This window comes from Streptomyces sp. NPDC102437 (assembly GCF_044765565.1).
Classification (GTDB): domain Bacteria; phylum Actinomycetota; class Actinomycetes; order Streptomycetales; family Streptomycetaceae; genus Streptomyces.
The window spans coordinates 152,205-173,363 of record NZ_JBIWKI010000012.1; the positions used below are offsets into that span (position 1 = coordinate 152,205).

16 protein-coding genes are annotated in these 21,159 nt (G+C 71.4%); 12 read left to right on the forward strand and 4 right to left on the reverse strand.

Features of this window, described 5'->3' with window-relative positions:
* Positions 1-173: 173 nt before the first annotated feature.
* The 3 genes from ACIRJP_RS17755 to ACIRJP_RS17765 all read right to left on the reverse strand — a co-directional run bounded on the left by ACIRJP_RS17755 (position 174) and on the right by ACIRJP_RS17765 (position 3,215).
* The gene (locus ACIRJP_RS17755; protein WP_404174440.1) at positions 174-1,025 is read right to left on the reverse strand and encodes an EamA family transporter; all 852 of its coding nucleotides are present in this window, start codon (positions 1,023-1,025) and stop codon (positions 174-176) included.
* Positions 1,022-1,519, reverse strand: a complete 498-nt coding sequence (locus tag ACIRJP_RS17760; protein WP_266732272.1) for a YbaK/EbsC family protein — start codon at positions 1,517-1,519, stop codon at positions 1,022-1,024. The genes ACIRJP_RS17755 and ACIRJP_RS17760 overlap by 4 nt, the downstream gene beginning before the upstream one ends.
* A gap of 61 nt (positions 1,520-1,580) precedes the next feature.
* Positions 1,581-3,215 (reverse strand): penicillin-binding transpeptidase domain-containing protein, encoded by a 1,635-nt coding sequence (locus tag ACIRJP_RS17765; RefSeq protein WP_404174443.1) that lies wholly within the window; start codon positions 3,213-3,215, stop codon positions 1,581-1,583.
* Positions 3,216-3,891: 676 nt separating this feature from the next.
* Here ACIRJP_RS17765 and ACIRJP_RS17770 point away from each other — a divergent pair.
* Together ACIRJP_RS17770 and ACIRJP_RS17775 are read left to right on the forward strand one after the other, a co-directional pair.
* The gene (locus ACIRJP_RS17770) at positions 3,892-4,080 is read left to right on the forward strand and encodes a hypothetical protein (RefSeq protein WP_404174446.1); all 189 of its coding nucleotides are present in this window, start codon (positions 3,892-3,894) and stop codon (positions 4,078-4,080) included.
* Between the two features lie 221 nt (positions 4,081-4,301).
* The gene (locus ACIRJP_RS17775; protein ID WP_404174449.1) at positions 4,302-5,801 is read left to right on the forward strand and encodes an alpha/beta fold hydrolase; all 1,500 of its coding nucleotides are present in this window, start codon (positions 4,302-4,304) and stop codon (positions 5,799-5,801) included.
* Between the two features lie 244 nt (positions 5,802-6,045).
* On the opposite strand, the gene ACIRJP_RS17780 is transcribed toward ACIRJP_RS17775, so the two are convergent.
* Positions 6,046-7,812: a dolichyl-phosphate-mannose--protein mannosyltransferase gene (locus tag ACIRJP_RS17780; RefSeq protein WP_404174452.1), complete on the reverse strand. Its 1,767-nt coding sequence runs from the start codon at positions 7,810-7,812 to the stop codon at positions 6,046-6,048.
* A gap of 61 nt (positions 7,813-7,873) precedes the next feature.
* Between ACIRJP_RS17780 and rsmI the strand changes: the two genes are divergently transcribed.
* The 10 genes from rsmI to ACIRJP_RS17830 all read left to right on the forward strand — a co-directional run bounded on the left by rsmI (position 7,874) and on the right by ACIRJP_RS17830 (position 21,067).
* A complete protein-coding gene (rsmI, locus tag ACIRJP_RS17785) occupies positions 7,874-8,761 on the forward strand; it encodes a 16S rRNA (cytidine(1402)-2'-O)-methyltransferase (protein ID WP_404174455.1) in 888 nt (295 codons plus the stop codon).
* Positions 8,762-8,932: 171 nt separating this feature from the next.
* Positions 8,933-9,301: a hypothetical protein gene (locus ACIRJP_RS17790; RefSeq protein ID WP_404174458.1), complete on the forward strand. Its 369-nt coding sequence runs from the start codon at positions 8,933-8,935 to the stop codon at positions 9,299-9,301.
* A gap of 60 nt (positions 9,302-9,361) precedes the next feature.
* The gene (locus ACIRJP_RS17795) at positions 9,362-10,228 is read left to right on the forward strand and encodes a TatD family hydrolase (RefSeq protein WP_404174461.1); all 867 of its coding nucleotides are present in this window, start codon (positions 9,362-9,364) and stop codon (positions 10,226-10,228) included.
* Between the two features lie 55 nt (positions 10,229-10,283).
* Positions 10,284-11,210 (forward strand): 16S rRNA (adenine(1518)-N(6)/adenine(1519)-N(6))-dimethyltransferase RsmA, encoded by a 927-nt coding sequence (gene rsmA / locus ACIRJP_RS17800; RefSeq protein WP_404174464.1) that lies wholly within the window; start codon positions 10,284-10,286, stop codon positions 11,208-11,210.
* A complete protein-coding gene (locus ACIRJP_RS17805) occupies positions 11,207-12,100 on the forward strand; it encodes a 4-(cytidine 5'-diphospho)-2-C-methyl-D-erythritol kinase (protein ID WP_404174467.1) in 894 nt (297 codons plus the stop codon). Before rsmA ends, ACIRJP_RS17805 begins: the two co-directional genes overlap by 4 nt.
* 100 nt (positions 12,101-12,200) lie before the next feature.
* Positions 12,201-14,018, forward strand: coding sequence for an ABC-F family ATP-binding cassette domain-containing protein (locus tag ACIRJP_RS17810; RefSeq protein WP_404174470.1), 1,818 nt, complete (start codon positions 12,201-12,203; stop codon positions 14,016-14,018).
* A 115-nt stretch (positions 14,019-14,133) separates the two neighbouring features.
* Complete coding sequence (locus ACIRJP_RS17815) at positions 14,134-15,942, forward strand: PQQ-binding-like beta-propeller repeat protein (protein ID WP_404174473.1); 1,809 nt, start codon at positions 14,134-14,136, stop codon at positions 15,940-15,942.
* A gap of 244 nt (positions 15,943-16,186) precedes the next feature.
* Positions 16,187-18,052, forward strand: a complete 1,866-nt coding sequence (locus ACIRJP_RS17820) for a PQQ-binding-like beta-propeller repeat protein (RefSeq protein WP_404174476.1) — start codon at positions 16,187-16,189, stop codon at positions 18,050-18,052.
* A gap of 132 nt (positions 18,053-18,184) precedes the next feature.
* Complete coding sequence (locus ACIRJP_RS17825; RefSeq protein ID WP_404174478.1) at positions 18,185-20,086, forward strand: PQQ-binding-like beta-propeller repeat protein; 1,902 nt, start codon at positions 18,185-18,187, stop codon at positions 20,084-20,086.
* A gap of 288 nt (positions 20,087-20,374) precedes the next feature.
* Entirely contained in the window at positions 20,375-21,067 is a 693-nt protein-coding gene (locus tag ACIRJP_RS17830; RefSeq protein ID WP_356083206.1) for a LuxR C-terminal-related transcriptional regulator, read from the forward strand.
* Positions 21,068-21,159: the final 92 nt, after the last annotated feature.

Here is a 21,159-nt window from a genome sequence, read left to right on the forward strand (position 1 = left end):
GCGCACATCAAGAGCGGCAATCCGCTGCTCGTTGTCGTCCCCGACAGCGACCACACGTCGTCGTCTCCGACAGCGACTACACGTACACCCTCTCCGTACACCCCGATTGAAACGTGACGATCGACCCGCGATGTGTCACGTTCTTTCGCGAGGTACTGCCGTTGGGGCCGTGCTCAACTCGTATGCAGCATCAGCCCGATGCCGACGACCATCAGCCCGGCCGCCGCGATGCGTGGTGCGCCGAACCGCTCCTTGAAGAACAGCGTCCCGATGGCCGCTCCGACGATGATCGACGACTCCCGCAGGGCCGCGATCGGAGCCAGTGCCGCCCGCGTCTGGGCCCAGAGAACGAGGCCGTACGCCGTCACCGACAGGGCCGCGCCCAGCAGCCCGCGTGCGGCGAACGGCTTCAGCTGAGGCACGAGTTCGCCCCGGCGCCGGTACAGCGCGTAGGCCGGGATGGCCAGCCCCTCCAGGATCATCAGCCAGGCGATGTAACCGAGCGGGGTGCCCGAGGCGCGCACCCCGACACCGTCCACCGTGGTGTACCCGGCGATGGCCAGACCGGTCGCGAGGGCGGCCAGCAGCGCCGGCCAGTCCGGGCGCCTGCCGGAACCCCGGATGCCCCAGAGGGCCAGCCCGACGAGCCCCGCCGAGGCCACCGCGACCCCGGCCGTGGCCCAGCCGTCCGGGCGCTCGCCGACGAAGACCGCGGCGAGCACCGTCACCACCAGCGGGGCCGTGCCCCGGGCGATCGGGTACATCTGTCCGAAGTCGCCCAGGGTGAACGAACGCATCAGCAGCAGCATGTACGCCACATGAAGCCCGGCCGAGACCAGCAGATACGGCCAGGCCCCGGCGGCCGGGAGCGGCACGAAACAGGCGCCGGCCGCGCCGATCAGCAGCCCGCCCCCGGAGATCAGGGTGAAGGAGAGGAGTTGGTCCTTGATCGCGTGCGCGATCGCGTTCCAGCTCGCGTGCGTGACCGCCGCGACCAGGACCGCGAACGCGACCAGCGGTGTCACTTCGACTGCTCGCGCACATCCACCACGGTGCCGCCGGCGTGCCCGATCAGTGACTTGGGGTCGAGCGGGAAGACGGTGTGCGGGGTGCCCGCCGCCGCCCACACCACGTCGTGGTCCAGCAGTCCGCGGTCGGCCAGCACCCGGGTCCTCGTACGGTGCCCGAAGGGCGGCACGCCCCCGATCGCGTAACCGGTCGTCTCCCGGACCAGGTCGGCCCCGGCCCGCTTGACCTTTCCGGCGCCCAGTTCCGCGCGTACGAGCTCCACGTCGACGCGCGAGGAGCCGTCCATCAGGACCAGCACCGGGACGCCGTCGGCCTCGAAGATCAGCGATTTGACGATCTCGCTGAGCTCGCAGCCGATCGCGGCGGCGGCCTCGGCGGCGGTACGGGTGGCTTCCGGGAACCGGCGGACCTCGACATCGAGGCCCAGCTCCCGCAGGGCCTCGGCGAATCGGGGGTGGGCTTCGGCGGCGGTGGTGTCAGGAGTGCTCATGCCCCGCACGCTAGCGAACGTCGTACGGGGCACGCGACGTCGTTCCGCGCGGGCCCAGTTCTCAGGATCCGGCCCGCAGCACCGCCGCCACCACCGGGCCCGCCGCGTCGCCGCCGTGGCCGCCGGCCTGGACGACCGCGGCGGCGGCCAGGTCGTTGCTGAAGCCGGTGAACCAGCTGTTGGACGTGGCCTGGCCGTCCACCTCCGCCGAGCCGGTCTTGGCGCCCTTGTCGCCGCCGACCGAGGCCATCGCCGCCTTGCCGGTGCCCCAACTTGCCGTCTGGCGCATCATGTTGGTGAGCTGCTGGGAAACGTACGGGGGCAGTGAACGGGCGGCGGTGGCGATCGGGCGGCCGTCGAGTTCGCGGTCCACGATGACCGGCTGGCGGAAGGTGCCGGTCCTCGCGGTGGCGGTGATGGAGGCCATGTTGAGGGCGTTCATCTGGACCGTGCCCTGGCCGATGTACTGTGCGGCCGCCTCGCCCTGGGTCTCCTCGGGCACGCTGCCGTCGGCGGAGACCACGCCGGTCTGCCAGTCGAGGCCGATGCCGAAGACGTCGCGGGCCTCCTTGGCGAGCGCCGCGTCGTCCTTCGTGTCGTCGATCAGCTTGATGAAGGCCGTGTTGCAGGAGCGGGCGAAGCTGGTCGTCAGGGTGCCGTCGGGGATCGAGAAGTCGTCCAGGTTCTTGAAGGTGCGGCCGTAGTACGTCGCGGTCGGCGGGCACTCGATCTTCTGACCGGCCGAGGCGAGCCCCTTCTCGATCAGCATCGCCGCCGTCACGATCTTCAAGGTCGAACCGGGGGCCTGCTTGCCCTGCATCGCCGCGTTGAAGCCGGTGGCCGGGTTGTTGGCGACCGCGCGGATCGCACCCGTGGACGGCTGGACCGCGACGACGGACGCCTGGCTGAACTTCTTGACCGCCGTCTCGGCCGCCGCCTGGGCGTTGGCGTCCAGGGTGGTCCGCAGCTCGCCCGGCCGGCCCTTGGTGAGGGTGAGCAGGGTCTTGTCGGGGCTGCCCGCGTCCGCGCTCTCGATCACGGTCTCGATGCCCGCGGTGCCGCCGGCCTTCTCGCCGTACTTCTCGCGCAGCGCGTCCAGGATCGAGCCCAGCGAGGGGTACTTCTCCTTGGTGAGCGGCCTGCCGTTGTGGTCGAGGGCGTCGATCGCCGGGGCCGCGGCCTCCCCCGTCCGGAGCGACGCGCCGTCCGTCAGGTCCGGGTGGATCACGGTGGGGGCCCAGTCCACCAGGGGCCTGCCGGTGGTCAGTCCGCGCACCACGGTCAGCTCGGCGGAGTACGACCAGGGCTTGGACCTGCCCTCGAAGGAGACGGTCGCCTTCACCGTGTACGGCACCTTCGCGCCGACCGCCGGGCCCGGGGTGATCACCGCCTCGGTGACGTGGGCGGTGTCTCGGTAGCCGGTGAGAGCCGGTCCGGCCTCGGCCGCGTTGTTGGTGAGCTGGGACGCGACGTCCGCGTCGCCGTCCGCCCACGCCTTGAGGAACTTCTTCGACGCGTCCTCGATCTCCGCCTTGGTGACCGGGCCCGTCTTCACCTCGGCGGAGGCGGACTTGCGGTCCGTACCGTCTCCGCCACCGCCCAGCCCGTCCAGGATGTTGTACGCCCCGTAGCCCACCCCACCGACCACGACCGCGAACACTCCGCCGACTATCGCAACCTTCGCTCCACTGCGCATCGCTGCAGTCCCCCTCCCCAGGAGTCCCCCTTGAACGTGTTCAAGGAGTGTCGCTCGGCACCCTACGGGACCGTAGTGAGGACGGGGGCGGTTGTTATCGGAACGCGATATCTGTCCCGAATCCGATGTCGCGAACCGCCTGGAGATGTAGCGTGTGATCCTGGCAGGTGAGTATTACCGGGTCGCTGATGCGGCCGCTGCTCCGGGGAAGGTTTGATGGTTGCGGACGTGATCGAAACCTGGCCCTGTTCGGCGGGCAGAGGCTGATGGCCGGTCGAGGACGGCCTCCTTCCAAGGGGGACTCATGTGGTGCCCTCGGGCGCGCCGTGCGACGCCGGGTATCCCTCCCCTAACCCCTAGGGGGGCGCGGGATTCGCGCGCTGCTCCGACAAGTCCGGAAGGCAGAGGGCAGTGCCGAGTGGGCCGACGCGCCGGCCCGGCCCGCCACCGCCGCTCCCGAGTGGCTCGCCGCCGACAAGAACTTGGCCACCGGTCGGGCGCCCAGCCCGTACCACCACCTGCGACACGGCCGATCCAGTGCATGGGTCGATCACACCGGACCCCTGCTGCCCGCGTGCGGGTGCGGATGGCGGCACGGAATCAACTGGGCGACGCCGCCTTGTCGTTGGCTTCCGTCCGTCGGTGAGGGCGGTCGCGAGGAGCGGCTCCGGTCGGCATGGTGCGCAACAAGGTCGGCGTCGTCCCCCACCCCGGCGGATGCCGGAACGCGGCAACCGTGTTCACCCGCTCCCGCCCGGGCGCCGATGACACAGAGACCGGCCGCGCCGTCGACGCTGCGGCCGCCTGTGCCTTTGCCGCGCTGCGGGCCGGGGTGTCCACGGCACGACGGCCGGTAGCCGGCTGATGGCCGCCTACCCGGAGAGATGAACGACAAGGGGCAGGACTCCAGCAGGAGGTCGGTGTGCCGCCTACGCCACGAGTTGGATCACAAGCCCATCCCCGCGTCGTACGAGGCACGAGGGGGCGGAAAAGAGACTGGAGGCGATCCGAGAAACTGATTCTGTACAGAGGACTGGCATGGCTCTACGAGGCGCTCGAACGATTTCCGTGCTGACGGTCGGCGCGGTGACGACCGTGATGGCAGCGCTCACCCCCGTGACGGCGTTCGCGGCGGGGGATCCGCTCCAGCAGTACGCGCAGCAGAAACTCCGTTGGGAACGCTGCGACACGGGCCAGCCGGCGGCTCTGGAGTGCGCGAAGGTCAAGGTGCCGCTGGACTACAGCGCCCCCGGGGGCCGGAAGATCGACCTCGCCATATCGCGGATCAAGGCGGGCAGCGCGAAGGAGCGGCGGGGCGTGCTGCTGATGAATCCCGGGGGGCCGGGCGTTCCAGGGCTGACCATGCCCGCGGAGATGGAGCCGCTGCTGCCGGCGCAGGTACGAGAGCGGTACGACCTGATCGGCTTCGACCCGCGCGGGGTAGGGCAGAGTGCGCCGATCGGCTGCGACCTGACGGACGAGGAGCAGGCCTTCCGGCACCCCTACACCGCAGGGACGTTCGCGAAGGACGTGGCCTGGGCCCGGACGGTGGCCGACAAGTGCTGGGCCAAGGCGGGGGACGTGCTGCCGCACATCACCACGCGCAACACAGCCCGGGACATGGATGTCGTCCGGGCGGCACTGGGGGAGAGGAAGATCTCCTACTTCGGGTACTCGTACGGCACGTACCTGGGCGCCGTCTACACGCAGATGTTCCCCCAGCGCTCGGACCGGTTCGTGCTCGACAGCGCGCTCGATCCGACGCTCGCGTGGCGAGGGACGTTCCGGGGATGGTCGGCGGGGGCCGAACTCGCCTTCACCCGGTGGACCGAGTGGGCCGCCGCACGCAACGCCACGTACGGGCTGGGCTCGACTCCGGCGGAGGTCCGGAAGACGTACTGGGATCTCATCGCCCGTGCCGACCGCACGCCCATCCCGACGGAGGGCGGGGCGCTCAGCGGCGGCGCCATCCGTTCCGAGTACAACGCGTTCGTCCACGTCGAGGCCGTCACCCCGTGGATCGTCGGGTTGAAGGCCGCGGCCGAGGGCGGATCGCCCGCGCCGGCCACGCTGGCCGCGTCGGCAGTTTCGACCGCGTCGGCGGTGCACGACTCCGCCCCGGTCCGGTCCGCCGAAGCAGAGGCGGGGGCGTTCACCGCGGACGTTCCGGCGGACAACTCGTCCGCCGCCGTATGGGCCGTCTTCTGCGGCGACACCCCCAGCTGGCCGCGCAACCCGGAGCAGTACCGCCGGGACGTGATCCGGGACCGAGCCAAGTACCCGCTGGCCGGCGATCTGGGGGCCAACATTCAGCCGTGCGCGTTCTGGAAGTCGGCGGCACGCGAGCCGGCCACCGTGGTGAACAACGACGTCAACGCGCTGATCGTGCAGAACCAGTGGGACCCGCAGGCGACGCTGGCCATGGCGCAGGGCATGCGTCGGGCGTTGCACGGTGCGCGGATGATCACGGTGGCCGGCGGCGAGGGCCACGGCGTGGTGGTGGCCGGCCCGTCCTGTGCGGGCGCCGACGTCACGCGGTACCTGACCACGGGTCGGCTGCCCGCGAAGGACCTGACCTGCGGCTAGGAACTTTCGTTCGGATCAGCCCGGCATGATCCGAATGAGAGGCCCTACGGCCGTGACCGAATTGGTCGCCGGGTTGGTCAGGCTGCGATCGTGAAGATCTTGTCGCCCTTGTGGGCGGACAGGTCGTCCAGGATGCCATGCCGTCGGCAGGGCCGCCCGGGGGCGGCCGATGGGCGCCGATGACGACCGACAACCACCGAGAGGCCGCAGTCGATGACTGTGGCCTCTCGGTGATCTCACCCAGCTAGATCCAGGTGTCCAGCCACATCCGGTCACGCCACGACCCGTCGGGGATCGGCGTGCCCGTGTAGATCGGCCAGAAGTAGATGAAGTTCCAGATGATCAGCAGGACCAGCACGCCCGCGCCGATCGCGCCCAGCGTCCGCCGCCGTTCGCCCGTCGGATCGCCGGAACCCAGGCCCAGTTCCTGTTTGTGCCCGGTCCCGGCCGCCGGGCCCAGCATCGCGCCGATCATCATCGTCACCGCCAGACACAGGAACGGCACGAACACGACCGCGTAGAAGAGGAAGATCGTCCGCTCCTGGTAGAAGAACCAGGGCAGCCAGCCCGCCGCCACGCCGCAGGCGATCGCCCCCGCCCGCCAGTCGCGTCGGAAGAACCACCGCCACAGCACGTACACCAGGGCGAAGCACGCCGCCCACCACAGCAGCGGCGTCCCGATCGCCAGCACCTCGCGCGCGCACTTGCCGGTCGCCGACGCCTTGCAGCCCGGCTCCTCCTCCCAGAAGTACGAGACGGGCCGGCCCAGCACGATCCAGCTCCACGGATTGGACTGGTAGGTGTGGCCGGACGTCAGGTTCACATGGAATTCGTAGACCTGGTACTCGTAGTGCCACAGGCTGCGCAGCCAGTCCGGCAGCCAGGTCCAGTTGCCGCCCCGGCCGTCGGTCTGCGCCCAGTTCCGGTAGTAGCCCTTGCCGGTGACGATCCAGCCGGTCCAGGAGACGAGGTACGTCAGGAGCGCGACCGGGACCGTCGAGACGAACGCCGGCACCAGATCCCGCTTCAGCACCGCCAGGTACGGCCGGACCGCACCCGCGGTGCGACGCGCGCCGACGTCCCACAGCACCGTCATCAGGCCGAAGCCGGCCAGGATGTACAGGCCGTTCCACTTGGTGGCGAAGGCCAGCCCCAGCATCAGGCCCGCGGTGATCCGCCAGGGCCGCCAGCCCAGCCGCAGGTTCTCCGCGACCCCCGCGTCGGGGCGCAGCACCCCTTCCTCGTCGACCGGCAGCGCCGCGGCCAGTCTGCGCCGGGCCCAGTCGCGGTCGATCAGCAGCGCGCCGAACGCCGCCAGCACGAAGAACATCAGCACCAGGTCGAGCAGCGCGGTGCGGCTCATCACGAAGTGCAGACCGTCGACGGTGAGCAGCACGCCCGCCAGGCAGCCCAGGAACGTCGAGCGGAACAGCCGCCGGCCGATCCGGCACAGCATCAGCACCGACAGCGTGCCGAGCACCGCCACCATGAACCGCCAGCCGAACGGCGTGAACCCGAAGAAGTGTTCACCGAGCCCGATGACCCACTTGCCGACCGGCGGGTGCACGACATAGCCCGGGTCCACCGGGACGTCCACCTTCGACGGGTCCGCGAGGATCAGCTTGTCGATGTCCTTGGGCCAGTCGCCCTCGTACCCCTGGTTGATCAGGGCCCAGGAGTCCTTGGCGTAGTACGTCTCGTCGAATATCAGCGCGTGCGGGCTGCCCAGATTCCAGAACCGCAGCACCCCCGCGACCAGCGCCACCAGCAGCGGACCGCCCCACGCCGACCACCGCACCAGGCGCTCGGCCATCGGCGGTGAGATCCCGAGCACCGCCCACAACTGGATGCCGGGCCTGGTGTACGGCGGGACAAGCCGCTCGCGCAGCCCGATCCCGGGCCGGGGCGAATGGCCGAAGCGGCGCAGCCGCTGCTGCCAGGAGGCCGGTGCTTCGCCGTGCGGTTCCCCGGCGTCTTGGCCCTTCCGGGCTTCGGGCGCAGTACTCGTCACCGCGCCATCGTAGGGAACGCATCTGTGCGAACGCTGTCGCCCGTGCTGGGAGGATGGCTTTGTGACTGGAACGACTGGAACGCTGGTACTCGCAGGAACCCCCATCGGCGATGTGGCGGACGCCCCGCCGCGCCTCGCCGCCGAGCTGGAGACGGCGGACGTCGTCGCCGCCGAGGACACCCGCAGGCTTCGCCGCCTCACCCAGGCGCTCGGCATCCACACCACGGGACGGGTCGTCTCCTACTTCGAGGGCAACGAGTCGGCCCGTACGCCCGAACTCGTCGAGGCTCTGACCGGCGGCGCCCGGGTCCTGCTGGTCACGGACGCCGGGATGCCGTCCGTCTCCGACCCCGGCTACCGGCTGGTGGCCGCCGCCGTGGAGAAGGACATCAAGGTCACCGCGGTCCCCGGCCCGTCCGCCGTGCTCACCGCACTCGCCCTGTCCGCGCTGCCCGTCGACCGCTTCTGCTTCGAGGGCTTCCTGCCCCGCAAGGCCGGCGAACGGCTCGGCCGGCTCCGCGAGGTCGCCGACGAGCGCCGCACCATGGTCTTCTTCGAGGCCCCGCACCGGCTCGACGACACCCTCGCCGCGATGGCCGAGGTCTTCGGCGCCGAGCGCAGGGCCGCCGTGTGCCGGGAACTGACCAAGACGTACGAGGAAGTGAAGCGCGGCCCGCTGGGCGAACTGGCCGTCTGGGCGGCCGAAGGGGTACGCGGCGAGATCACCGTCGTCGTCGAGGGCGCGGCCGAGTCCGGACCCGAGGAACTGGACGCCGAGGAGCTGGTACGCAGGGTGCGGGTGCGCGAGGAGGCGGGGGAGCGGCGCAAGGAGGCGATCGCCGCCGTGGCCGCCGACGCGGGGCTGCCCAAGCGCGAAGTGTTCGACGCGGTCGTCGCGGCAAAGAACGCGGCGCGAACCGGTCCTGCGGAAGGCAAAGGACTGCTCTGAAAGGCAAAGCGCGAGCCGCGTACCGGGCCGTTCTGCCACGCGCAGGCCAAAAGCGCTCCAACAGTCGGCAGGGCCCGATGCGTTCCTGCTGGTAAAGGCGTCCACTGAAGCAGGGACGCATTCTCCGGAGCGTTTGCCCGGAGTGCCTGTCCGGCGGACAAAGGAGCGGGCATGAGCGAGATCGCAGCAGCCACCGCACACGAGGCGTACGCCTTCGCCTGCATGAGGTGCGGGCACGGCTGGGAGCAGGCATACGAGATAGAGCACCACGTCGACGGATCGAACAACGCCTTCGTCATATACAAGGCGGACGGGGAGCGGGTGCCCTCCCCTCTTTCCCGGCCCAGCTGCGCGAACTGCGGCGGACACGTGGTCCGGATCATGCGGTCCGGCCGGGTCTCGACCGTCCAGCAGCTGCTCCACAACACGCGGCCGGAGCGGCCGGCGGCCCAGGGCGACGAGGCCGCCACCGCCGCCCCCGCGGACACCGGGCACCACTGGCACCTGTCCGACCTGCTGCACCCCTTCCACCGGAGGTAGGCCCCCGGTTCGTCCCACTGCGGGCAGGGCGTACCGGCGGGTCCTCGTACGATCGTCGTCATGAGCCGTACCGAAGCCCCGCCGCTGCCCGAACCCCTCCGGGTACCGGTCGCCGATTCGCACACCCACCTGGACATGCAGGACGCGACCGTCGAGGAGGGCCTGGCCAGGGCCGCCGCGGTCAATGTGACCACCGTGATCCAGGTGGGATGCGATGTGGCCGGTTCGCGGTGGGCCGCCGAGACCGCCGCCGCGCACCCGAACGTGCACGCGGCGGTCGCCCTGCACCCCAACGAGGCACCGCGCATCGTGCACGGCGACCCCGACGGCACCGCCCGCCAGGGGGCGCGCGCGGCGGGCGGCACGGCGGCGCTGCACGAGGCGCTCGCCGAGATCGACGCGCTGGCCGCGCTCGACCACGTGCGTGGCGTCGGCGAGACCGGGCTCGACTGCTTCCGTACCGGCCCCGAGGGCATGGCCGCGCAGGAGGAGTCCTTCCGGGCCCACATCGAGATCGCCAAGCGGCACGGCAAGGCGCTGGTCATCCACGACCGCGAGGCGCACGCGGACGTGCTGCGCATCCTCGCCGACGCGGGCGCCCCCGAGCGGACCGTGTTCCACTGCTACTCCGGCGACGCCGACATGGCCCGGATCTGCGCGGACGCCGGGTACTTCATGTCCTTCGCGGGCAACGTCACCTTCAAGAACGCCCAGCCGCTGCGGGACGCCCTGGCCGTCGCGCCGACGGAGCTGGTCCTGGTCGAGACGGACGCCCCGTTCCTGACGCCCGCCCCGTACCGGGGGCGGCCCAACGCGCCGTATCTCATCCCCGTCACACTGCGCGCCCTGGCGGCGGTGAAGGGCGTGGACGAGGACACCCTGGCGGAGGCGATCGCGGACAACACGGCACGGGCCTTCGACTACTGAGACCGTTGAGCGCCACGGCGGCGGGTACGAATCGCGGGGCCCTTACGCTTTACAGGTGAGCACCACTGAGCCCGACGCCCTCCTGGGCCCCGCAGACATCCGCGAGCTGGCCGCCGAGCTGGGCGTACGCCCGACCAAGCAGCGCGGCCAGAACTTCGTCATCGACGCCAATACGGTCCGTCGGATCGTACGGACGGCCCAGGTCCGCCCGGACGACGTCGTCGTCGAGGTGGGCCCGGGGCTCGGCTCGTTGACCCTGGCGCTGCTGGAGGCGGCGGACCGGGTCGTCGCCGTCGAGATCGACGACGTGCTGGCGGGCGCGCTGCCGGCCACGGTCGCGGCCCGGATGCCGGGGCGCGCCGACCGGTTCGCCCTGGTGCACTCCGACGCGATGCTGGTCCGGGAGCTGCCCGGCCCGGCACCGACCGCGCTGGTCGCGAACCTTCCGTACAACGTCGCCGTACCGGTCCTGCTGACGATGCTGGAGCGCTTCCCGTCCATCGAGCGCACCCTCGTCATGGTCCAGGCCGAGGTCGCCGACCGGCTGGCCGCACGGCCGGGCAACAAGGTCTACGGCGTGCCGTCGGTGAAGGCCAACTGGTACGCGGACGTCAAGCGGGCCGGCTCCATCGGCCGCAACGTCTTCTGGCCCGCCCCGAACGTGGACTCCGGACTGGTCTCCCTGGTCCGGCGCACCGAGCCGATCGCGACGAGCGCGAGCAGGACCGAGGTCTTCGCGGTCGTCGACGCGGCCTTCGCCCAGCGCCGCAAGACGCTGCGGGCGGCCCTGGCCGGCTGGGCCGGCTCCGCACCCGCCGCCGAGGCGGCCCTGGTCGCGGCCGGGATCTCGCCGCAGGCCCGGGGCGAGTCGCTGACCGTCGAGGAGTTCGCCGCCATCGCCGAGAACAAGCCCTCCGGGACCACAGGGGCCGCCGGGACCTCCGGAGCCCCCGGGAACGAGCCCTCAGGGAGTGGCGAGTGAGCATCACCGTCCGCGTACCAGCCAAGGTCAACGTCCAGCTCGCGGTCGGCGCCCCGCGCCCCGACGGATTCCACGACCTGGCCAATGTCTTCCTCGCCGTCGGCCTGTACGACGAGGTCACCGTCACCCCCGCCGACGGGCTGCGCATCACCTGCTCCGGCCCCGACGCCGCCCAGGTCCCGCTGGACGCGAGCAACCTCGCCGCCCGCGCCGCGATCGCGCTGGCCGAGCGGCACGGCATCGCACCCGATGTGCACATCCACATCGCCAAGGACATCCCCGTCGCGGGCGGCATGGCGGGCGGCAGTGCCGACGGCGCGGCCGCCCTGCTGGCCTGCGACGCCCTCTGGTCCACCGGTGCCACCCGGGACGAGCTCCTCGCCATCTGCGCCGAGCTGGGCAGCGACGTCCCGTTCAGCCTGGTCGGCGGCGCGGCCCTCGGCACCGGACGCGGCGAGCGGCTCACCCCGGTCGACGTCGGCTCCACCTTCCACTGGGTCTTCGCGGTCGCCGACGGCGGGCTCTCCACGCCGGCCGTCTACGGCGAGTTCGACCGGCTGACCGCGGACACCGACGTCCCCGAGCCGGAAGCCTCCCCCGCGCTCCTCGACGCCCTGCGCACCGGCGACGCCGCCGCGCTCGCCGCGGCGCTCACCAACGACCTCCAGCCCGCCGCGCTCTCCCTGCGCCCCTCGCTCGCCGACACCCTCGCCGCGGGCACCGCGGCCGGCGCCCTGGCCGCCCTGGTCTCCGGCTCCGGACCGACCACCGCGTTCCTGGTGGCGGACGAGGAGTCGGCCCGCAAGGTCGCCGAGGCACTGCTCACCTCCGGCACCTGCCGCAACGCACGGACGGCGGTGTCCCCGGCGCCGGGGGCCACGGTCGTCTGACGGCACCTGCCTCTGCGCGGGGCGGCAAGGGCGAGCGGACAGCGCACCGCCGCCGCCCCGTACCCTGGGAAGTCGATCGATCCCCCCGGGCAGGAGTGAAATGGCCGTCAATCTGGTCAATGTCGAGCAGGTCAGCAAGGTGTACGGCACCCGTGCCCTGCTCGACGGCGTGTCCCTCGGCGTGTCCGAGGGGGACCGGATCGGTGTCGTGGGCCGCAACGGCGACGGCAAGACGACGCTCATCCGGATGCTCGCCCGGCTGGAGGAGGCGGACAGCGGACGCGTCACCCACAGCGGCGGGCTGCGGCTCGGTGTCCTCACCCAGCACGACTCGCTCGACCCGCAGGCGACCATCCGCCACGAGGCGATCGGCGACCTCGCCGACCACGAGTGGGCGGGCAGCGCCAAGATCCGCGACGTGCTCACCGGGCTCTTCGGCGGGCTGGCCCTGCCGGGCTTCGAGCACGGCCTGGACACCGTCATCGCCCCGCTCTCCGGCGGTGAGCGACGCCGGATCGCGCTGGCCAAGCTGCTCATCGCCGAGCAGGACCTGATCGTCCTCGACGAGCCGACCAACCACCTCGACGTCGAGGGCATCTCCTGGCTGGCCGGCCACCTGCGGGCCCGCCGCTCCGCGCTCGTCTGCGTCACCCACGACCGCTGGTTCCTCGACCAGGTCTGCACCCGCATGTGGGACGTCCAGCGCGGCGCGGTCCACGAGTACGAGGGCGGCTACAGCGACTACGTCTTCGCGCGGGCCGAGCGGGAGCGGATCGCCGCGACCGAGGAGTCCAAGCGCCAGAACCTGATGCGCAAGGAGCTGGCCTGGCTGCGCCGCGGTGCCCCCGCCCGCACCTCCAAGCCGCGCTACCGCATCGAGGCGGCCAACGAGCTGATCGCCGACGTGCCGCCGCCGCGCGACACCAGCGAGCTGATGAAGTTCGCCAACGCCCGGCTCGGCAAGACCGTCTTCGACCTGGAGGACGTGACCGTCCAGGCCGGCCCCAAGACGCTGCTCACCCACCTCACCTGGCAGCTCGGCCCCGGTGACCGGATCGGCCTGGTCGGGGTCAACGGCGCGGGCAAGACCTCGCTGCTGCGGGCGCTGGCCGAGGCGGCCCGCACCCAGGGCGACGCGCAGCCCGCCGCGGGGAAGGTCGTCGTCGGCAAGACCGTCAAGCTGGCCTACCTCTCCCAGGAGGTCCACGAGCTCAACCCGAACCTGCGGGTCCTGGAGGCCGTTCAGCAGGTACGGGACCGGGTCGACCTCGGCAAGGGCCGCGAGATGACCGCGGGCCAGCTCTGCGAGCAGTTCGGCTTCTCGAAGGAGAAGCAGTGGACCCCGGTCGGCGACCTCTCCGGCGGTGAGCGGCGCCGGCTGCAGATCCTGCGCCTGCTGATGGACGAGCCGAACGTCCTCTTCCTCGACGAGCCCACCAACGACCTCGACATCGAGACCCTGACGCAGCTGGAGGACCTCCTCGACGGCTGGCCCGGATCGATGATCGTGATCTCCCACGACCGGTTCTTCATCGAGCGGACCACGGACCGGGTGATGGCGCTGCTCGGCGACCGCGCGCTGCGGATGCTGCCGCGCGGGATCGACGAGTACCTGGAGCGCAGGCAGCGGATGGAGGAGGCGGCCACGCCGTCCGCCGCGCCCGCTCCGGTCAAGGAGACCACCGCCCCGGCCGCGGCCCTCTCCCCGCAGGCCGCCCGCGCGGCGAAGAAGGAGCTCCAGAAGGTCGAGCGGCAACTCGACAAGATCTCCACACGCGAGACCACGCTGCACGCGCAGATCGCGGAGCACGCCACGGACTTCGAGACGGTGGCGAAGCTCGACGCGGAGCTTCGCGAACTGGTCGCGGAACGCGACGAGTTGGAGATGCGCTGGCTGGAGCTGGCCGAGGACGCCTGACCGCTTCGGTGCGTCAGGTGTGACGGCTGGGGCTCGTGGGACGGGTGATAGAAAGAAGCCTTGTCCGGCGCGGAAGCCGGGCCCGTCCGCACGAAGCACTGAGGGGGACGTGCTGATGACCCAGCCACCCGGCCAGCAACCGCCGCAGGAGGGCTTCGGGGCTCCGTACGACCCCCAGTCCGGTTCATACGATTCCGCGTCCGGCCAGGCCGCCGGTCCGTACGGGCCTCCCGCCCGGCCGCCGCAGGCCGCCGCCGGTCCGTACGGCACCCAGCCGCCGGGTCCCTACAACCCGCCCACGCAGCCCCCGGGTCCGTACAACGCGCCCACGCAGCCTCCCGGTCCGTACGGGGCGCCGCCCACCCAGGCCGGACCGTACGGTGTGCCGGCGCAGCCGGGGCTGCACAACGCACCCGCTCAGTTCGGCCCCTATGGTGCGCCGTCGTCACCGCAGCCTGGTGGCCCCGCCGGCAGCGGCGGAGGGTTCTTCCGGGGCAGGCGAGGGGCGGTCGTCGGCGCCGTGCTCGCGGTGGCACTGCTGGCAGGCGGGGGCGTCTGGCTGGCCACGGGCGGGGACGGGAAGCCCACGACGAAGAAGAGCCCCGCCCCCGCGCCCACCGGCTCGTCCACCGGCAAGCCCAAGGGCAAGGACGAGGACCAGGGGCCGAGCGACCTGCGCGCGGAGGCCGCCGCGATCAACGCCGAGCGCAAGCCGGGCGAGGCGAAGGTCCTCTGGCTCCAGGAGGGCGGCGTCGACCTGCCGCGCAACGGCGCCAGCGTGTACGGCCCCTGGATCGTCGGCGACACCGTCGTCAAGGCGATGTACAAGACCGTCTCCGGCTACTCCGTCACCGACGGCGGCCAGAAGTGGAGCCTGCGCCTGCCGGGCGCCGTGTGCGCGGCCCCCTCGCAGGCCACCGTCGACGGCAAGACAGCCCTCGGGGTCCAGACCGGCACCGGCGACCGGGCGTTCTGCGACGCGCTCCAGATGGTCGATCTCAGGACCGGCAAGGCCGGCTGGTACAAGACGGTCGAGCGGGAGAGCACCTGGGACGCGCTCTCCAACCCCGCGATGGCGATCAACGGCGACACCGTGACCTTCGGGCGCAAGACCAGGACGGATGCCTTCCGGGTCAGCGACGGCAAGGTGCTCTTCGGTCAACTGCCGGGCAACTGCCAGCCGTTCGGCTTCGCGAGCGGCCCCGTGGCGATCGCCGCCGCCAGCTGCCAGACCGCAGCCGACGACCACAAGGAACAGCTGGTGGAGCGGATCGACCCCACCACCGGCAGGATCCTGTGGAAGTACAAGATCAAGAAGGGCTGGGAGGTCGCGCAGTTCTACTCGGTCAGCCCGCTGGTCGTCTCCTTGAAGAAGGAGGAGGGGGACCAATGGGCGATCATCATGCTCAACGCGAACGGCACCTACCGCTCCCAACTGGTCGGCGGCGACGAGAACTACGAGACGCAGTGCGATGTCGACGTGTCCGCCGACGGCAGGAACCTCGACAACTGCCTCGGGGCGGCGGCCGATGACACGACGGTCTATCTGGCGACCAAGCCCACCGAGGCCGACCCCACCAACAAGGTCGTCGCCTTCGACCTGGCCAGCGGGAAGACCAAGTGGAAGGCCGGCTCTCCCGCCGGGCAGACCCTGATGCCGATGCGAGTGGAGGGCGGCAGGCTGCTGATGTACCTGTCGGCGGCGCAGAACAAGGGCGGCGGCATCGCGTCCCTCCCGCCGACCGGCGGCACACCGCAGATGGTGGTGCGGCACCCGGCCGCGGGGGCGGAGGCCGAGCGCGGGCTCTTCGACGTCCGGGCCGCCTACGTGAACGGGCGTTCCCTCCTGCTGAGCACGAGCATCACCGGTGTCGAGGACGGGGACGAGAAGCGGGCGAAGTCGCTGGCGGTCTTCGGCAACTGACGGTCCGAGGCGTAACGGAGGCATCACGGGGCGGTTCTCCCTTGGGAACAGGGGGCGGACTGCCCCGGTGCCCGAGGTCTCGCGGGTGGTACAAAGAAGCCCCGCTCGACTGACGTAACGCCGCGGGATCCATGCCTGATTCGCTCCTTTCCGGGAATTTCAGGGGGTTTCGGCCCCGTGGCGCTCCACGGAATCGCGGGGGAGATCGGACCGGGCACCGGACCGCACGAAGGGGGACGTGCTGATGACCCAGCCGCCCAGCCAGCAACCGCCGCAGGGAGGCTTCGGCGCGCCGCAGCAGCCGCCGCAGGGGAGTCCTCAGCCGCCCCAGGGCCCGCCGCAGCCGCCGCCACCGGCTCAGCCGCCCACCCAGCCGGGCTACGGCTACCCGCAGGCACCCGGCCAGCCGCCGGGCCAGGCCCCCGGCTACGGCTACCCGCAGCAGCCGGGACAGCAGCCCGGTCCGTACGGCCAGCCGCAGTCGGGACAGCAGCCCGGTCCGTACGGCCAGCCGCAGTCGGGCCCCTATGCCCAGCAGCCGGGCCCCTACGGCCAACAGCCCGGCCCGTACGCCCAGCAGCCCGGCCCCTACGGCCAGCAGCCCGGTCAGGGCTACCCGCAGCAGCAGTACCCCGGCGCACCGGCCCCCGGCGGTCCGGGCGGCGGCGCCTCCAAGCGCAAGCCCGCGATCATCATCGGTGCCGCGGCCGCCGCGCTCCTGGTGATCGGCGGCGGCATATTCGTCGCCACGAGCGGGGGCGACGACGAGAAGAAGCCCGTCGCGAAGGAGAGCGGCGACGCCGAGCCGAGCGTCTCGCCCTCCGTCAACGAGGGCGACGGCAACGGCGACGGCGAGGGCCGCGGCGCCGACGACGACCTCAACGCGGGGCGCAAGGCCGGCGAGGCGAAGGTCCTCTGGCTCCAGAAGAACGACGTCGACCTGCCGCGCAACGGCTCCGACGTGTACGGCCCCTGGGTGGCCGGCGACACGATCGTCAAGGGCATGTACCGCTCGATCTCCGGCTACTCGGTCGCCGACGGCAAGCAGAAGTGGACCCTCAAGCTGCCCGCCGACCTGTGCGCGGCGCCCGCCCAGCCCACGACCAACGGCAAGATCGTCATCGGGGTCAAGAACGGCACCACCGACAAGGCGGACTGCGCCGATCTCCAGATGCTCGACCTCGCCACGGGCAAGGCCGGCTGGAAGAAGTCGATCAAGCAGAACGGCACCTGGGACTTCCTGTCGGACATCTCGCTGGCCATCAGCGGGGACACCGTGACGGTCGGGCGCACCGGGAACTCCAACGCCTACCGGGTCAGCGACGGCAAGGAACTGTTCGGCAAGCCGTCCGGCATCTGCCAGCCGTTCGCCTTCGCCGGCGGGTCCAAGCTGATCGCCGCCTCCAGTTGCCGCACCGAAGACGTCAACAACCCGCAGCACCAGATCCAGCAGCTCGACCCGAACACGGGGAAGGCCATGTGGACCTACCGGCCCAAGCGCGGCTGGGAGATCGACAAGGTCTACTCGGTCAGCCCGCTGGTGGTCTCGCTGAAGAAGGACAAGGAGTGGAGCATCCTCGCGCTGAAGGAGAACGGCACGCTCCGCACCGGCATCACCAGCGACAAGGGTGACAAGTTCGCCCCGGACTGCGGCAGCACCTTCGCCATCTTCGGCAAGTCCCTCGACGGCTGCACCGGAGTCGCCGCCGACGCCAACACCTTCTACATGGCGACCGCGCCGGACTCCAGCGGCAGCGCCCGTACGAACAAGGTCGTGGCGTTCGACCTGAACACCGGCAAGTCCAAGTGGAAGGCGGCCGCCCCGGCCGAGCGCACGGTGAAGCCGCTGCGCATGGAGGGCGCCAATGTGCTGCTCTACGTGGAGACCGCCTACGAGAAGGGCGGCGGCATCGCCACCCTCGCACCGACCGGCGGCGCCCCGCGGATGCTGCTGCAGCACCCCGCGTCGACGTCCGAGATCGAGCGCGGCTTCTACAGCACGAAGGTCCTCTACACGGGCGGCCGTTCGTTCATCGTGAGCGGCCGGGTCAGCGCCAGGAACGACAAGGAAGAGCTGGAGACGAAGACCATGATGGCCTTCGGCAACTGACGGCTCACGACGCCCCTCGGCGGCCCCCCGGCCGTCGGAGCCCCCCGGCTCATGACCGGCAGCGGCCGGCGCACGACCGACCGCTGCCGGACCCGTCCCACCGACTCCCTTTCCCCCAGAGGTACGTACGCCATGACGCAGCCGCCCCAGCCGCCCAACGATCCGCCCCAGGGCGGATTCGGTGCCCCGCAGGACCCCCCGCCCGGTGGATTCGGCGCTCCGACGCCGCCGCCCGCGGACCCGTTCGGCAAGCAGGAGGCCACCCCGGCCGTCGGCGGCTTCGGCGCTCCGACGCCGCCGCCCGCGGACACCCCGCCGCCCGCCGGCGCACCGCAGCAGCCGGGCCCCGGTTACGGCTACCCGCAGGGTCAGCAGCCGGGCTACGGCTACCCGCAGAACCAGCCCACGCAGCCCGGTTACGGCTACCCGCAGGCGCCCGTGCCCGGACAGCCGCAGCAGGGTTACGGATTCCCGCAAGGCATGCCCCCCGGCCAGCCGCCGCAGCAGGGGTACGGCTACCAGACCACCCCGATGCAGCAGCCGCAGATGCCGCCGCAGAACGGCAACGGCGGCAAGAAGTTCTCCACCCAGATGCAGATCATCGTCGCCGCCTCGGTCGCCGTGGTGCTGATCGTCGCGGGCGGCATCTGGTACGCCTCCGGCGACGGCGGCGACAAGAAGAAGGAGGAGGCGTCCTCGTCCAGCGGCTCCACCGGGGGCAAGGACGGCGAGAACAAGGGCGGCAACGCCAACGACGGCCCCGGCACGGAGAAGGCCCCCGCGGACCCCAAGTCCAAGGTCGCCTTCCAGGTGCCGCTGCCCAAGGTCACCGACGTCGTCAAGGTCGACGGCTCCTGGCTGACCGACAAGGCGTACGTGAAGACCGGCCTGAACGAGATCGTGGCCTACGACCCGGCCAAGGGCACCAAGCTGTGGTCCATCCCGCTGGCGGGCCAGGTCTGTGCCGCGTCCCGGCACATGTCCAAGGACTTCAGGACAGCGATCGTCTTCGAGCAGAGCAAGCCGACCAAGGCGACCAAGTACCAGCCGTGCAACCAGGTCGGCGCGCTCGACCTGAGTACCGGCAAGCTGATCTGGAGCAAGTCGGTGACCGCCGCCACCAGCGGTGACGCGGCCGTCAGGTTCGACGAGGTCACGCTCAGCGGCACCACGGTCGCCGCGGGCGGAACCGAGGGCGGCGCCGCCTTCGACCTGAACACCGGCGCCGAGCGCTGGAAGCCCAAGGCCACCACCGACGGCTGCTACGACAAGGGGTACGGCGGCGGCGAAGCACTCGCGGTGGTCCGCAAGTGCGGTACGTACGACGACCCGCAGCTCGTCATCCAGGCGCTGAACCCCACGACCGGCGCCCCGATCTCCTCGTTCAAGATGCCGCCCGGTGTCGACGACGCGAGCATCGTCTCCACCAAGCCGCTGGTCGTCGCCGCCGACGTCGGCGACACCGCCGGTGACGGCAGCGGTATCTCGGACTTCTTCTCGATCGACGCCTCCACCGGCAAGCTGCTCACCAGGATCGCGGCGGACGGCGAGAAGTACGCGGCGCGCTGCGCCTCCGCCGAGGTGGAGAGCTGCAGCCAGCTGGCCGTCGGCAACAACCGCATCTACGTCCCGACCGAGGACCACGAGGGCACCGGCGAGTACGGCGACACCAACGAGATCGTCTCCTTCGACCTCACCACCGGCAAGCCGACCAGTGACAAGGCCGACGCGGGCGAGCGCTACACGATGTTCCCGATCCGCATGGACGGCGCCAACATCATCGCCTACCGGGTTCCCCCGTACGACAAGGGCGGCCAGGTCGTCTCCATCGACGGCGCCACGTTCAAGCAGACGGTGCTGATGGAGAACCCGAGCGACGAGTCCGTCCGGGACGTGGAGACCAGCTTCACGCCGGACTACTCCGAGTTCCGCTACCGCGACGGGCATCTGTATCTGGCCAGCATGATGGTCAGCAAGATGCGCGGCTCGCTGGACGAGGGCCGCCGTCTGGTGGCCAGTTTCAGCAGGCCGTAGCAGCAGGCGGTACGCGTGCGGGGGTGGTGTCCGTTCATCGGGCACCACCCCCGCACACGTTCGGGATCGGATGTGCGAGCCGTCCAAGTGATCCGTAACGGTCGGCAGGCAGATCACAACGGTGATCAGTCGGACATGGCACACCGGCAACCGGTCTTGAACACGCGTCGATCCGGCGTTCCGGCGCCTTTTGGCCGGTAAGGCGCTCGCGGCGTCGAACAAGCGTGTAGCTTGCCGGGTCAGGAAAGCCGGGGGGCCCGGTGTGCCGGTGCAACGGGGGTGTGCTCGATGAGCGTGCGGCTCATGGTGGTCGATGATCACAGACTGCTCGCCGAGGCGCTCGCCTCGGCCCTGAAACTGCGGGGCCACCGGGTCCTCGCGGCGGCCGCACCGACATCGGGGGCGGCGGAGCTGGTGGTCAGCAGGGCCCCGGAGGTCTGCCTGTTCGGCACCTCGGCACCGGCCGAACCCGGCGCCTTCGACCCGATCGTACGGATCCGGCGCGAGCGCCCGCAGGTGGCCGTCGTGGTGCTGGGACCGGTGCCCAGCCCGCGCGGGATCGCGGCGGCCTTCGCGGCGGGGGCCGCGGGATACGTCCGTCACGACGAGCGCATGGAGGGCGTCGAACGGGCGATGGTCAAGGCGCGGGCGGGCGAGGCCGCGGTGGCGCCGCAGCTCCTCCAGGGCGCCTTCGCCGAGCTGCTCAATCCCGCCGCGGCGCCGGACGACGAGGGGCAGCGGCTGCTCCAGATGCTCACCCCGCGGGAGGTCGAGGTCCTGGTGCGGGTCGCCGAGGGGGAGGACACCCGGCTGATCGCGGCCGGGATGCGGATCGCGCCGAGCACCGCGCGTACGCATGTGCAGCGGGTGCTGATGAAGCTGGGCGTCGGCTCCCGGCTGGAGGCCGCGGCACTCGCGGCCCGCACGGGGCTGCTGGACCGCGCGGCACCGGCCGGAGGGCCGGGACGGCCGGGTCTCTGAGCCGCGCCGCCACCACCACTCCTCCCACCACCACTCCTCACATACCCAACCTGAACGCCTGCCCGGCCGCTCGGTCGCCGGGCGTGGACCAC

Excerpts from the sequence above, each read along its gene's own strand:
- ACIRJP_RS17760 (WP_266732272.1), bottom strand. The coding sequence starts at position 1,519 with ATGAGCACTCCTGACACCACCGCCGCCGAAGCCCACCCCCGATTCGCC.
- ACIRJP_RS17765 (WP_404174443.1), bottom strand. The coding sequence starts at position 3,215 with ATGCGCAGTGGAGCGAAGGTTGCGATAGTCGGCGGAGTGTTCGCGGTC.
- ACIRJP_RS17770 (WP_404174446.1), top strand. The coding sequence starts at position 3,892 with ATGGTGCGCAACAAGGTCGGCGTCGTCCCCCACCCCGGCGGATGCCGG.
- ACIRJP_RS17790 (WP_404174458.1), top strand. The coding sequence starts at position 8,933 with ATGAGCGAGATCGCAGCAGCCACCGCACACGAGGCGTACGCCTTCGCC.
- ACIRJP_RS17795 (WP_404174461.1), top strand. The coding sequence starts at position 9,362 with ATGAGCCGTACCGAAGCCCCGCCGCTGCCCGAACCCCTCCGGGTACCG.
- ACIRJP_RS17810 (WP_404174470.1), top strand. The coding sequence starts at position 12,201 with ATGGCCGTCAATCTGGTCAATGTCGAGCAGGTCAGCAAGGTGTACGGC.
- ACIRJP_RS17815 (WP_404174473.1), top strand. The coding sequence starts at position 14,134 with ATGACCCAGCCACCCGGCCAGCAACCGCCGCAGGAGGGCTTCGGGGCT.
- ACIRJP_RS17820 (WP_404174476.1), top strand. The coding sequence starts at position 16,187 with ATGACCCAGCCGCCCAGCCAGCAACCGCCGCAGGGAGGCTTCGGCGCG.
- ACIRJP_RS17825 (WP_404174478.1), top strand. The coding sequence starts at position 18,185 with ATGACGCAGCCGCCCCAGCCGCCCAACGATCCGCCCCAGGGCGGATTC.
- ACIRJP_RS17830 (WP_356083206.1), top strand. The coding sequence starts at position 20,375 with ATGAGCGTGCGGCTCATGGTGGTCGATGATCACAGACTGCTCGCCGAG.